Source organism: Pseudonocardia sp. ICBG162 (assembly GCF_020496225.1).
GTDB classification, from domain to species: Bacteria; Actinomycetota; Actinomycetes; order Mycobacteriales; family Pseudonocardiaceae; genus Pseudonocardia; species Pseudonocardia alni.
Map to the genome: position 1 here is coordinate 1187233 of NZ_JAHLJD010000013.1, position 13896 is coordinate 1201128.

8 protein-coding genes and 3 rRNA genes are annotated in these 13896 nt (G+C 67.6%); all 11 read right to left on the reverse strand.

The annotated features are described in order from the left end of the window. A 5S ribosomal RNA gene (rrf, locus tag KPL60_RS08565) occupies positions 1–117 on the reverse strand. A 141-nt stretch (positions 118–258) separates the two neighbouring features. Continuing rightward, positions 259–3359, reverse strand: a 23S ribosomal RNA gene (locus KPL60_RS08570). Positions 3360–3687: 328 nt separating this feature from the next. Beyond that, positions 3688–5207, reverse strand: a 16S ribosomal RNA gene (locus KPL60_RS08575). The 16S, 23S and 5S rRNA genes sit together here, the layout of an rRNA operon. 433 nt (positions 5208–5640) lie before the next feature. After that, positions 5641–6915, reverse strand: coding sequence for a tyrosine--tRNA ligase (gene tyrS / locus KPL60_RS08580; protein ID WP_226356511.1), 1275 nt, complete (start codon positions 6913–6915; stop codon positions 5641–5643). A gap of 46 nt (positions 6916–6961) precedes the next feature. Continuing rightward, a complete protein-coding gene (locus KPL60_RS08585; protein ID WP_374203849.1) occupies positions 6962–7627 on the reverse strand; it encodes a DNA-3-methyladenine glycosylase in 666 nt (221 codons plus the stop codon). Between the two features lie 2 nt (positions 7628–7629). Then, on the reverse strand, positions 7630–8853 hold the full coding sequence (locus KPL60_RS08590) for an aminotransferase class I/II-fold pyridoxal phosphate-dependent enzyme (RefSeq protein ID WP_226365480.1): 1224 nt from the start codon (positions 8851–8853) through the stop codon (positions 7630–7632). After that, positions 8850–10295 carry an argininosuccinate lyase gene (gene argH, locus KPL60_RS08595; protein WP_226365481.1) on the reverse strand — a complete coding sequence of 482 codons (1446 nt, stop codon included), beginning with the start codon at positions 10293–10295 and terminating at the stop codon, positions 8850–8852. Before argH ends, KPL60_RS08590 begins: the two co-directional genes overlap by 4 nt. Next, positions 10292–10849 carry an arginine repressor gene (locus KPL60_RS08600; protein WP_226365482.1) on the reverse strand — a complete coding sequence of 186 codons (558 nt, stop codon included), beginning with the start codon at positions 10847–10849 and terminating at the stop codon, positions 10292–10294. The genes argH and KPL60_RS08600 overlap by 4 nt, the downstream gene beginning before the upstream one ends. Then, the gene (gene argF, locus KPL60_RS08605; RefSeq protein WP_226365483.1) at positions 10842–11765 is read right to left on the reverse strand and encodes an ornithine carbamoyltransferase; all 924 of its coding nucleotides are present in this window, start codon (positions 11763–11765) and stop codon (positions 10842–10844) included. The genes KPL60_RS08600 and argF overlap by 8 nt, the downstream gene beginning before the upstream one ends. Next, the gene (locus tag KPL60_RS08610; protein WP_226365484.1) at positions 11765–12958 is read right to left on the reverse strand and encodes an acetylornithine transaminase; all 1194 of its coding nucleotides are present in this window, start codon (positions 12956–12958) and stop codon (positions 11765–11767) included. The genes argF and KPL60_RS08610 overlap by 1 nt, the downstream gene beginning before the upstream one ends. Next, positions 12955–13875 (reverse strand): acetylglutamate kinase, encoded by a 921-nt coding sequence (gene argB / locus KPL60_RS08615; protein ID WP_224387912.1) that lies wholly within the window; start codon positions 13873–13875, stop codon positions 12955–12957. The genes KPL60_RS08610 and argB overlap by 4 nt, the downstream gene beginning before the upstream one ends. Between the last annotated feature and the right edge of the window lie 21 nt (positions 13876–13896).

The window sequence follows — 13896 nt, forward strand, 5'->3', positions numbered from 1 at the left end:
TGTCGGCGGCGACCTACTCTCCCACACCCTGGCGAGTGCAGTACCATCGGCGCTGGAAGGCTTAGCTACCGGGTTCGGAATGGGACCGGGCGTTTCCCTACCACAATGACCACCGACAACACTATCCAACTATCACCCCACCCCCAAAAACCTAGGGGCAGGGGTCGAGCACACACACCACCCCACACTCCCCCGGATCACCGGGGAAACGTGGATGGTTGTGGACTCAGGGTCACACAGTGGATGCGAACAACTCGTTGTGGCAAGCCCTCGGCCTATTAGTACCGGTCAACTCCACCCCTCACAGGGCTTCCATCTCCGGCCTATCAACCCAGTCATCTACTGGGAGCCTTACCCACTCGAAGGTGGTGGGAGACCTCATCTTGGAACAGGCTTCCCGCTTAGATGCCTTCAGCGGTTATCCCTCCCGAACATAGCCAACCAGCCGTGCCCCTGGCGGGACAACTGGCACACCAGAGGTTCGTCCGTCCCGGTCCTCTCGTACTAGGGACAGCCTTCCTCAAGTCTCCAACGCGCGCGGCGGATAGGGACCGAACTGTCTCACGACGTTCTAAACCCAGCTCGCGTACCGCTTTAATGGGCGAACAGCCCAACCCTTGGGACCTACTCCAGCCCCAGGATGCGACGAGCCGACATCGAGGTGCCAAACCATGCCGTCGATATGGACTCTTGGGCAAGATCAGCCTGTTATCCCCGGGGTACCTTTTATCCGTTGAGCGACACCCCTTCCACAAGGTGGTGCCGGATCACTAGTCCCGACTTTCGTCCCTGCTCGACCCGTCAGTCTCACAGTCAAGCTCCCTTGTGCACTTACACTCAACACCTGATTGCCAACCAGGCTGAGGGAACCTTTGGGCGCCTCCGTTACTCTTTGGGAGGCAACCGCCCCAGTTAAACTACCCACCAGGCACTGTCCCTGAACCAGATCATGGCCCGAGGTTGAGACACCCAATTCGACCAGAGTGGTATTTCAACAACGACTCCACCACCACTGGCGTGGCGATTTCACAGTCTCCCACCTATCCTACACAAGCCGAACCGAGCACCAATACCAAGCTATAGTAAAGGTCCCGGGGTCTTTCCGTCCTGCCGCGCGTAACGAGCATCTTTACTCGTAGTGCAATTTCGCCGAGTCTGTGGTCGAGACAGCGCCCAAGTCGTTACGCCATTCGTGCAGGTCGGAACTTACCCGACAAGGAATTTCGCTACCTTAGGATGGTTATAGTTACCACCGCCGTTTACTGGCGCTTAAATTCTCCGCTTCGCCCCGAAGGAGCTAACAGGTCCTCTTAACGTTCCAGCACCGGGCAGGCGTCAGTCCGTATACATCGTCTTGCGACTTCGCACGGACCTGTGTTTTTAGTAAACAGTCGCTTGGGCCTGGTCTCTGCGACCGGCCGTCCCTAGCCCGCAAGGAGCCTCAAGACAACCGGCCCTCCTTCTCCCGAAGTTACGGAGGTATTTTGCCGAATTCCTTAACCACAGTTCGCTCGATCGCCTCGGTATTCTCTACCTGACCACCTGTGTCGGTTTGGGGTACGGGCCGCAACAGCACTCGCTAGAGGCTTTTCTCGACAGCATGGGATCACCCTCTTCGCCTCAATCGGCTACGCATCACCTCTCACCCTTATATGAGCCCCGGATTTACCTAGGACTCGGGCTACAGGCTTACACCACGACAACCACCGCGTGGCGGAGCTACCCTCCTGCGTCACCCCATCACTTGCCTACTACCAGATCGGATCCCACGCTCCCCCACAAACACAACTCCCGAAGGAGCCGAGGTGGGTTCGGATGGTTAGCATCACCAGATTCAGCATGGACGCACTATCACGAGCACGGGAATATCAACCCGTTGTCCATCGACTACGCCTGACGGCCTCGCCTTAGGTCCCGGCTCACCCTGGGCGGAACAACCTGGCCCAGGAACCCTTGGTCATCCGGCGGCAGAGATTCTCACTCTGCATTCGCTACTCATGCCTGCATTCTCACTCCCACACCCTCCACCCGTAAATCACTCCCGGGCTTCACCAGATGCAGGACGCTCCCCTACCCAACAACACCTAAAGATGTCATTGCCACGGCTTCGGCGGTGCGCTTGAGCCCCGCTACATTGTCGGCGCAGGACCACTTGACCAGTGAGCTATTACGCACTCTTTCAAGGGTGGCTGCTTCTAAGCCAACCTCCTGGTTGTCCGGGCGATCCCACATCCTTTCCCACTTAGCGCACGCTTAGGGGCCTTAGCCGGTGATCTGGGCTGTTTCCCTCTCGACCACGAAGCTTATCCCCCGCAGTCTCACTGCCGCGCTCTCACTCACCGGCATTCGGAGTTTGGCTGACTTCGGTAAGCTTGTCGGCCCCCTAGGCCATCCAGTGCTCTACCTCCGGTGAGAAACACACGACGCTGCACCTAAATGCATTTCGGGGAGAACCAGCTATCACGAAGTTTGATTGGCCTTTCACCCCTACCCACAGCTCATCCCCCAGGTTTTCAACCCTGGTGGGTTCGGGCCTCCACGACGTCTTACCGACGCTTCACCCTGGCCATGGGTAGATCACTCCGCTTCGGGTCTACACCCCGCGACTACAGCGCCCTATTCGGACTCGCTTTCGCTACGGCTACCCCACACAGGTTAACCTCGCCACGAAGCATAACTCGCAGGCTCATTCTTCAAAAGGCACGCCATCACCCTGTACCACGAAAGCACTGCAGGCTCTGACGGCTTGTAAGCACACGGTTTCAGGTACTATTTCACTCCCCTCCCGGGGTACTTTTCACCTTTCCCTCACGGTACTTGTCCGCTATCGGTCATCAGGTAGTATTTAGGCTTGACGGGTGGTCCCGCCAGATTCACAGCGAATTTCACGGGCTCGCTGCTACTCGAGAACACGCCCACAACAGAACCCAGTGTTTTCGCGTACGGGGCTATCACCCACTACGGCCGACCATCCCAGAGTCGTTCCGCTAACACAGATCCAAGTTGTCCCATCCTCGGCAGAAGATGAACGACACGTCTCACAACCCCGCACCCGCAACGCCTGCCGGCTTGACACGGACACGGTTTAGCCTCTTCCGCTTTCGCTCGCCACTACTCACGGAATCACTATTGTTTTCTCTTCCTGTGGGTACTGAGATGTTTCACTTCCCCACGTTCCCTCCACGCACCCTATGAATTCAGGTACGGGTAACGCCCCATGACGGGCGCTGGGTTTCCCCATTCGGACACCCTCGGATCACAGCTCGGTTGACAGCTCCCCGAGGCCTATCGCGGCCTCCCACGTCCTTCATCGGCTCCTGATGCCCAGGCATCCACCATGTGCTCTTAACAACTTGACCACAACAAGATGCTCGCATCCACTATGCAACACTCAACCCACAACCACACCCGACCAAGAAACAACCACCACCCACACACAAGCAGGCGTTAGGAAGCCCCCGACCAGAGCGGCCAAAGAAGAACCACCGTTCCGAAGAACCGCAGATGTCTTCTCAGGACCCAACAGTGTGCCAAGCCAACACGGTCCGACGTGCTGCGTTCCACCCAACGCACCCAACCCACGAACGGGGCCGCTGATGCGATTCAATGAAGGAACCACAGACACCCAAAATGAGCACAACTCACTTACGAGCGTGTGGTGCCCCATCACATGATGGGACTCCTTAGAAAGGAGGTGATCCAGCCGCACCTTCCGGTACGGCTACCTTGTTACGACTTCGTCCCAATCGCCAGTCCCACCTTCGACAGCTCCCTCCACAAGGGTTGGGCCGCCGGCTTCGGGTGTTACCAACTTTCGTGACGTGACGGGCGGTGTGTACAAGGCCCGGGAACGTATTCACCGCAGCGTTGCTGATCTGCGATTACTAGCGACTCCAACTTCACGGGGTCGAGTTGCAGACCCCGATCCGAACTGAGACTCACTTTAAGGGATTCGCTCCACCTCACGGTCTCGCAGCCCTCTGTATGAGCCATTGTAGCATGTGTGAAGCCCTGGACATAAGGGGCATGATGACTTGACGTCATCCCCACCTTCCTCCGAGTTGACCCCGGCAGTCTCCCATGAGTCCCCACCATTACGTGCTGGCAACATGGAACAAGGGTTGCGCTCGTTGCGGGACTTAACCCAACATCTCACGACACGAGCTGACGACAGCCATGCACCACCTGCACACCAACCACAAGGGAAGCCCTATCTCTAGGGATGTCTGGTGCATGTCAAACCCAGGTAAGGTTCTTCGCGTTGCATCGAATTAATCCACATGCTCCGCCGCTTGTGCGGGCCCCCGTCAATTCCTTTGAGTTTTAGCCTTGCGGCCGTACTCCCCAGGCGGGGCGCTTAATGCGTTAGCTGCGGCACAGAAACCGTGGAATGGTCCCCACACCTAGCGCCCAACGTTTACGGCGTGGACTACCAGGGTATCTAATCCTGTTCGCTCCCCACGCTTTCGCTCCTCAGCGTCAGTATCGGCCCAGAGACCCGCCTTCGCCACCGGTGTTCCTCCTGATATCTGCGCATTTCACCGCTACACCAGGAATTCCAGTCTCCCCTGCCGAACTCAAGTGATGCCCGTATCGACCGCACGCTCAGAGTTAAGCCCCAAGTTTTCACGGCCGACGCGACACACCGCCTACGAGCTCTTTACGCCCAATAATTCCGGACAACGCTCGCACCCTACGTGTTACCGCGGCTGCTGGCACGTAGTTGGCCGGTGCTTCTTCTCCAGGTACCGTCAATTGCTCTTCGTCCCTGGCGAAAGAGGTTTACAACCCGAAGGCCGTCATCCCCCACGCGGCGTCGCTGCGTCAGGCTTCCGCCCATTGCGCAATATTCCCCACTGCTGCCTCCCGTAGGAGTCTGGGCCGTGTCTCAGTCCCAGTGTGGCCGGTCGCCCTCTCAGGCCGGCTACCCGTCACCGCCTTGGTAGGCCATCACCCCACCAACAAGCTGATAGGCCGCGGGCCCATCCCCCACCGAAAAAACTTTCCACCACCAACCATGCGATCAGTGGTCCTATCCGGTATTAGACCCAGTTTCCCAGGCTTATCCCAGAGTGGAGGGCAGGTCACCCACGTGTTACTCACCCGTTCGCCGCTCGTGTACCCCCGAAAGGGCCTTACCGCTCGACTTGCATGTGTTAAGCACGCCGCCAGCGTTCGTCCTGAGCCAGGATCAAACTCTCCAACAAAACCCTGACTTACAACAAACAACTGGCCACAACACCCGACGGGATCGAATGCTGCAACCAAACAAACAATTTGGCACAAAACGCCAAACCGAATAAATAGCTCGACACACTGTTGAGTTCTCAAAAGACACCCGCACTCGAGGACCGGGCCTGATGGCCGTCGCCCCGGGGCGTCAGAGTCGGCCCCGCTAGGAGGCAACTCTCTTATGCTACGTGTACCGGAGAGCAGCGTCAAGCCTTACTCCGGGCGGCCGGATCTCCACCGAGGTGGAGTTCGTGGGCCGTCGCCTCCGGGCCGGATCAGCGTCCCTGGCCTCTCGGCCGGTCTCGCTCTCGTCCGTCCCGTCCTGGCGACAACGAGAAAGTTACAGGACGGCCCGGAGGCGATTCACAGGGGGGTACCTTTTCGGCGTTCCCGCAGGTCAGCGGCCGATCACGCCGATCCGACCCGCACACCGGCCAGGTTGCGCTTCCCCCGCCGCACCACCAGCCAGCCGCCGTCGAGGACGTCCCCGGCACCCGGGACCCACTCCTCGTCGACGACCTTCACGTTGTTGACGTACGCGCCGCCCTCCTTCACGGCGCGGCGCGCGGCCCCCTTGCTGTCGGTCAGGCCGGTGGCGACGAGCAGGTCGACGATCGTGTCGGCCGGGCCGGCGTCGGCCGTCGGCACCTCGGCGAGCGCGGCGCCGAGGGTGGCCGCGTCCAGGTCGGTGAGCTCCGCGCGGCCGAACAGGGCCTGGCTCGCCGTCGTCACCTGCCTCGTCTGCTCCTCGCCGTGCACCAGCGTCGTCAGCTCGGCGGCGAGACGTCGTTGCGCGCCACGCAGATGCGGCTTCTCGGCGAGCTCGGTCTCCAGCGCCTCGATCTCGGCGCGGTCGAGGAAGGTGAAGAGCTTGAGGTAGGTGATCGCGTCGGCGTCGGCGACGTTCACGAAGTACTGGTACCAGGCGTACGGCGAGGTGCGGTCCGGGTCGAGCCAGACGTTGCCGCCCCCGGTGGACTTGCCGAACTTCCGGCCCTCGGAGTCGGTGACCAGCTGCAGGGTCAGCGCGTGGACGTGGTCACCGGTCACCCGGCGGACGAGGTCGACACCGCCGACGATGTTGCCCCACTGGTCGGACCCGCCGATCTGGAGCCGCACCCCGAGCTCGCGGTACAGGTGCAGGTAGTCCTGGGCCTGGAGCAGCAGGTAGCTGAACTCGGTGTAGGACATCCCGTCGCCGGCGAGGCGGCGCTTCACCGTGTCCCGCGAGATCATCGTGCTGACCGGGAAGTGCTTGCCGAGGTCGCGGAGGAACTCCAGGACCGTCTGCTGCCCGGTCCAGTCCAGGTTGTTGACGGCGACGGCGCCGGTCGGCCCGTCGTCGAAGGACACGAACCGCTCCAGCTGGCCCCGGATGAGCCCCGTCCAGTCGGCGACGGTCGAGGCGTCGTTGAGCGTCCGCTCCCCCACGTCGCGCGGGTCCCCGATCATCCCGGTCGCCCCACCGGCGAGGATGACCGGACGGTGCCCGGCCTCCTGGAAGCGGCGCAGGGTCAGCATCGGGATCAGGTGCCCGGCGTGCAGGCTCGACGCGGTCGGGTCGAAGCCCGCATAGATCGACACCGGGTCGTCGGCGGCGAGCTCCTTCGCGAGCGCGTCGCGGTCGGTGCTCTGCGCGATCAGGCCGCGCCACTCCAGGTCGTCGAGGATGTCGGTACCCACGGTGCCCATCTTGGTCGGGCCGCCGCGGCCCGTGCACGCGGGTGCCTCAGGCGCTGCGACGACGGCGAGTCCCGGCCCGGTACGGGCTGACCGCCGGTGAGCCGTCGACCCAGTGGCGCCACGGCAGCTCGGCCGCCGCGGCGACGCCCACCCGGGGCCCGGTCCGGACGAGCTCGGGGGCGACCGGGTCACCGGCGCGCAGCCGTACCCGGGAGGCCGGGTCGGTGACGTCGGTCCCGTCGTCCTCACGGCGCAGCCCGAGGAGCGCGGCGAGGCGCGCGGGTCCGCGGGCCAGGTCCGCGTCGCGGCGGGCGGTGGGCCGGCGTTCCCGGGCCACCCCCGGGTCGGTGAGCAGCTCCCCGGCGCGCAGCAGCACCGCCCCCGGCTCGCCGTCGGACAGGCACGAGACGTTCGCGCAGAAGTGCATGCCGTAGACGAAGTAGACGTACAGGTGCCCGGGCGGGCCGAACATCACCGCGTTGCGCGGGGTCCGGCCGCGGTAGCAGTGCGACGCGGGGTCGTCACGGCCCCGGTAGGCCTCCACCTCGACCAGGCGCACCGCGACCGTGCCGTCGGGGGTGTCGGCCTCGAGGACGCAGCCGAGCAGGCGTCGTGCGGCGGGCAGGACGTCGACGGCCAGGGCGGACCGGTCCAGCAGACCGGCGGGGCCCGGCCGGTCGTCCCGGCCGGGCCCCGCCGTGTGGTCGTCCACCGTCAGCGGCGCGCGAGCGCCAGCTGCACGCAGGTCACGACACCGGCCATGGCCCGCTCGATCTCGTCGAGCGGGGGCAGGGTCGGGGCGAGACGGATGGTCGCGTCCTGCGGGTCCTTGCCGTAGGGGTGCGTCGCACCGGCCGGGGTCAGCACGATGCCGGCCTCCTTGGCGAGCCGCACGATCTCCGAGGCGAGACCGTCCGGGACGGTCAGGCTGACGAAGTAGCCGCCCTTGGGCTCGGTCCAGGACACGCCGTCGACGTCGGCGAAGGCGTCGGTCAGCAGCCGGTCGACCGCGGCGAACTTCGGCGCGATGAGCTCGCGGTGCGCGGCCATGTGCGCGCGCAGCCCGGCGGCGTCCTTCAGGAACAGGGCGTGGCGCAGGTGGTTGACCTTGTCCGGGCCGATCGTCTTCTTCGACGCCAGCTTCAGCCACCAGTCGACGTTGGCCTGCGAGGCGCCGAAGAACGCGACGCCCGAACCGGCGAGGGTGATCTTCGAGGTCGACCCGAAGACGAACGGCCGGTCCGGGTTGCCCGCCTCGGCCGCGAGCGCCAGCACGTCGGCGATCTCGATCTCGTCGGTCGTGAGGTGGTGCACCGCGTAGGCGTTGTCCCACATGATCCGGAAGTCCGGGGCGGCGGTCGGCATCGCGGCCAGCCGCCGCACGGTCTCGTCGGAGTAGACGACGCCGTCGGGGTTGGAGTACTTCGGCACGCACCAGATGCCCTTGATCGACGGGTCGTCCGCGACGAGCCGCTCGACCTCGTCCATGTCGGGGCCGTCCGCCGTCATCGGGACGGTGACCAGGTCGATCCCGAGCCGCTCGCACACGCCGTAGTGGCGGTCGTAGCCGGGGACCGGCGCGATGAACGCGACCCGACCGGCGTCGACCCAGCGGGTCGGGGCGCCGGGCAGCGCGGTCAGCAGCGCGTGCACGAGCGTGTCGTGCATCAGCTCCAGGCTGGAGTTGTTCGACGCCACCAGCTGCCCGACCGGGACCTGCAGCGACGGCGCGAAGATCTCCCGCAGCTCGGGCAGCCCCTGGCCGCCGCCGTAGTTGCGGGTGTCGGTGCCGTCGGCCGCGCGGAACTGTCCCGCGCCCGGCAGGCCGAGCAGCTCGTGGGACAGGTCCAGCTGCTGCGCGGACGGCTTGCCCCGCGTCAGGTCGAGCTTCAGGCCGGCGGCCTTGAGCTCCTCGTAGGCTGCGGCAGGGTCGGTCATGCGGTTCCTCCGGTGAACTCTCGCGCTGCTGCGACCGCGGTACGCAGGTCGGTGAGCTGCTCGGCGACCCGGTCGCCGGCCGTCCCACCGCGCGCGTTCCGCGACGCGATGGAGCCTTCCACGGTCAGTACGTCGCGGACACTCGGGTCGAGTGCCGGGTGCACGGCGGCCAGCTCGGCGTCGGTCAGGTCCTCCAGCCCGACGCCGCGGGCCTCGGCGGCACGGACGCAGCCGCCCGCGGCCTCGTGCGCCACCCGGAACGAGACGCCCTGCCGGACGAGCCACTCGGCGACGTCGGTGGCGAGGGTGAACCCGGCCGGGGCCAGCTCGGCGAGCCGCCCGGTGTGGAAGGTCAGGGTGGCCACCATCCCGGCGACCGCGGGGAGCAGGAGCTCCAGCTGCGCGACCGAGTCGAACAGCGGCTCCTTGTCCTCCTGCAGGTCCCGGTTGTAGGCCAGCGGGAGCCCCTTGAGGGTGGTCATGAGCCCGGCGAGGTTGCCGACGAGCCGGCCGGACTTGCCGCGGGCCAGCTCGGCGACGTCGGGGTTCTTCTTCTGCGGCATGATCGAGCTGCCGGTGGAGAACGCGTCGTCGAGGGTGACGTAGCCGAACTCGGCCGTCGCCCAGAGGATGATCTCCTCCGACAGCCGCGACAGGTCGACCCCGATCATCGCGAGGACGAACGCGGCCTCGGCGGCGAAGTCCCGCGAGGCGGTCCCGTCGATCGAGTTGGCCGAGGACCCGGTGAAGCCGAGCTCGGCGGCGACGGCCTCCGGGTCGAGCCCGAGCGAGGACCCGGCGAGCGCGCCGGAGCCGTAGGGCGACCAGGCGCTGCGCCGGTCCCAGTCGGCGAGCCGGTCGACGTCGCGCAGCAGGGCCTGGGCGTGCGCGGCCAGCTGGTGGCCGAGCAGCACCGGCTGGGCGTGCTGCAGGTGGGTGCGGCCGGGCATCGGCGCGCCGGGGTGGGCCTGCGCCTGGGCGACGAGGGCGTCGACGACGTCGAGCACGCCGGAGCCGACCCGTCGCGTGGCGTCGCGCAGCCACATCCGGAACTGGGTGGCGACCTGGTCGTTGCGCGAGCGACCGGCCCGCAGCTTGCCGCCCAGGTCGGCGCCGGCCCGCTCGATGAGGCCGCGCTCCAGTGCGGTGTGCACGTCCTCGTCGCCCGGGTCGGGGCCGAACGCCCCGGAGGCGACGTCGGCGGCGAGCTCGTCGAGTGCCTTGTGCATCCCCGACAGCTCCTCGTCGGTCAGCAGACCGGCGCGGTGCAGGACCCGGGCGTGCGCCTTCGAGCCGCGGATGTCGTAGGGGGCCAGTGCCCAGTCGAAGTGGGTGGACTTCGACAGCGCCGCGAGCGCGTCGGCCGGACCGGACGCGAACCGGCCACCCCACAGCGCTCCGCCACCGGCGGCCGCGCCCTCTCGGGGGTCCGCGTCGGTCATGTCGGGTCTCCTTCTCGTTCGTCGTGCGTCCCGGCGGCCGCGTGGGCCCTCCGGGGCAGGTCCTGCAGCCGTTCGGCCAGCTCCGCCCCGGTGAGGGGCTCGCGGGCGACGACGATGACCGTGTCGTCGCCGGCGATGGTGCCGACGACGTCGTGCAGTGCGGCCCGGTCGAGTGCGCTCGCGAGGTAGTGCGCCGCGCCCGGCGGGGTCCGCAGGACCGCCAGGTTCCCACCCGCGTCGGCGGACACGAGCAGCTCCCCCAGCAACCGGGCGAGCCGCCCGGTGCCGCCCTCGACCCCGCGCACGGGGCTGCCGTCCTCGGGGATGCGGTAGACGGGCTGCCCGCCGTCCGCGCCGCGGAGCTTCACCGCGCCCAGCTCGTCCAGGTCACGCGAGAGCGTGGCCTGGGTCGTCTCGATGCCGTGCCGCTCGTGGAGCAGCCCGATGATCTCCACCTGGCTGCTCAGCTCGTAGTTCCAGACCACGTCGATGACGGCCGCCTGCCGGCTGGCCCGGCTCACCGGGTTCCTGCGGTCGCGGTCCCCCTCACCCATGCCGCAGGAGCCACGTGAGCAGCGCCTTCTGCGCGTGCAACCGGTTCTCGGCCTCGTCCCAGACGGCGCTGGCGGCGCCGTCGAGGACCTCGTCGGTGATCTCGTCGCCCCGGTGGGCCGGCAGGCAGTGCAGCACGATCGCGTCGGGTGCGGCGCGCTCCAGCAGGGCGGCGTTGACCTGGTACGGCCGGAACGGCGCGACCCGGTCCAGCCCGTCCTCCTCCTGGCCCATCGAGGTCCAGGTGTCGGTGACGACGACCTGGGCGCCCTCGACGGCGGCGAGCGGGTCCGCGACGAGCGCGACCGAGCCCCCGGTCTGCTCGGCGCGGACCTTCGCGTCGCGCAGCACGTCGTCGTCGGGGGTGAACCCGGCGGGCGCGGCGATCCGCACGTGCAGCCCGGCGGTGGCCCCGCCGAGCAGCAGCGAGTGCGCGATGTTGTTCGCGCCGTCGCCCAGGTAGGTCAGGGTGAGCCCGGCGAGGCGGCCGAACCGCTCCCGCACGGTCTGCAGGTCCGCCAGGATCTGGCACGGGTGGAACATGTCGGTCAGCGCGTTGACCACCGGAACGGTCGCCGCGGCCGCCATCTCCTCGATCCGCTCCTGGCCGCTGGTGCGCCACACGACCGCGTCGACGTAGCGCGACAGCACCCGGGCGGTGTCGGAGATGGTCTCGCCGCGCCCGAGCTGGCTGGTGGTGCCGTCGAGGATGATCGCGGTGCCGCCGAGCTGGGTGATCCCGGCCTCGAAGGACACCCGGGTGCGGGTGGAGGACTTGTCGAACACGACCCCCACCGCGCGCGGCCCGGCCAGCGGGCGCTCGGCGAACGGGTCGGTCTTGAGCCGGTCGGCGAGGTCGAGGACCTCGGCCTGCTCGGCCGGGGACAGGTCGTCGTCGCGGAGCAGGTGGCGGACCATCAGTTCCCCTGCCCCTCGTGCTGGGCCGCGGCGGCGTCGAGGACCGCCGGGAAGGCCGTCAGGAACTCCTCCGCCTCGCCGTCGGTCAGGGTCAGGGCCGGGGCCAGCCGGAGCCGGTCCGGGGTGGCGTTGTTGACCAGGATCCCGGCGTCGCGGGCGGCCGCGGCGGCCTGCGCGGCGACCGGCGCGGTCAGACCGATGCCGATGTGCAGGCCGGCGCCGGAGACGTCGCCGACCAGGGGGTGGCCGAGACCCTCGATCCGGCTGCGGATCTCCTTGCCGAGCCGGTCGACGTGGCCGAGCAGCCCCTCGGCCGCGACCGTGTCGAGGACGGCGAGCGCCGCGGCGCACGACACCGGGTTGCCGCCGAAGGTGGTGCCGTGCTGGCCGGGCTCGAGCAGGGCTGCGGCGTCGCCGAACCCGATGCAGGCCCCGATCGGGAGTCCGCCGCCGAGGCCCTTGGCCAGGGTGACGACGTCGGGGACGATGTCGTGCGCCTGGTGGGCGAACCAGTACCCGGTGCGGCCGATCCCGGTCTGCACCTCGTCGAGGACGAGCAGTGCGCCGCGCTCGGCGGTGATCCGCCGGGCCTCGGCCAGGTACCCCTCGGGCGGCACGATCACGCCGGCCTCGCCGAGGATCGGCTCCAGGAACACCGCGGCGGTCCGCTCGGTGACGGCGGCGTCGAGTGCGGCGACGTCACCGAACGGGATGTGGGTGACCCCGGCGGGCATCGGCTCGAACGGGGCCCGCTTGGCGGGCTGCCCGGTCAGCGCGAGCGCGCCCATCGTGCGGCCGTGGAACGCGCCCTCGCAGGCGATGATCTCCGGCCGCCCGGTCCGGCGGGCGATCTTGAAGGCGGCCTCGTTGGCCTCGGTGCCGGAGTTGCAGAGCAGGGTGCGGGCGTCCTCGCGGCCGAGCAGGGCCTGCAGCCGCTCGGCGAGCTGCAGCGCGGGCTCGGTGATGAAGAAGTTCGAGGTGTGGCCCAGGGTGCGGACCTGCTCGGACACCGCCTCGACGACGGCCGGGTGCGCGTGGCCGAGCGCGTTGACCGCGATCCCGGAGTAGAGGTCGAGAAAGCGGCGCCCCTGCGCGTCCCACACCTGGGCGCCCTCGCCGCGGACCAGGGTCAGCGGCGGGGTGCCGTAGTTGTTCATCAGTGCGGCCTGCCACCGCTGCGCGTGCGTGGTCATGTCGTTCCCCCAGCTGTGGCGTCCGGCAGCACCATGGTGCCGACGCCCTCGTGCGTGAACACCTCGAGCAGGACCGAGTGCGGCACCCGCCCGTCGATCACGTGGGCCTGTCCGACGCCCGACCGCACGGCGCGCAGACAGGCCTCCATCTTCGGGGCCATGCCGCTCTCCAGGCGGGGCAGCATCGGCTCGAGCTGGTCCGCGGTCAGCGAGGTGATGATCGACTCCGGGTCGGGGTAGTTCGCGTAGAGCCCCTCGACGTCGGTGAGCACCACGAGCTTCGCGGCGTCCAGCGCGCCGGCGAGCGCCGCGGCGGCGCTGTCGGCGTTGATGTTGTGGACCTGGCCGTCGGCGTCCGGCGCGATCCCGGCGACGACCGGGATGCGGCCCGCGGCGATGATGTCCAGCACCGCGTCCGGGTTGACCTTCGTGACGTCACCGACCAGGCCGATGTCGACGGGCTCGCCGCCGACCAGCGCGGTGCGCTTCTCGGCCGTGAACAGGCCCGCGTCCTCCCCGGACAGACCGACGGCGAGCGGCCCGTGGGCGTTGATCAGCCCGACGAGCTCGCGCCCGACCTGGCCGAACAGCACCATCCGGACGATCTCCATCGTCTCCGGGGTGGTGACGCGCAGGCCTCCGCGGAACTCGCCGGGCATGCCGAGCCGCTTCAGCATCGCCGAGATCTGCGGCCCGCCGCCGTGCACGACGACCGGGTGAATGCCCGCGAGCCGCAGGAACACCATGTCCCGGGCGAAGGCCTGCTTCAGCTCCTCGTCGATCATGGCGTTGCCGCCGTACTTGACGACGACGATCCGGCCGTGGAAGCGCTGCAGCCAGGGCAGCGCCTCGGCGAGCACGCCGGCCTTCTCCCCCGCCCGCTTCAGCCGGGCCGGGGTCTCCGGGGACGGCGCGATCTGCGGCTGCGGCAGCGCGTC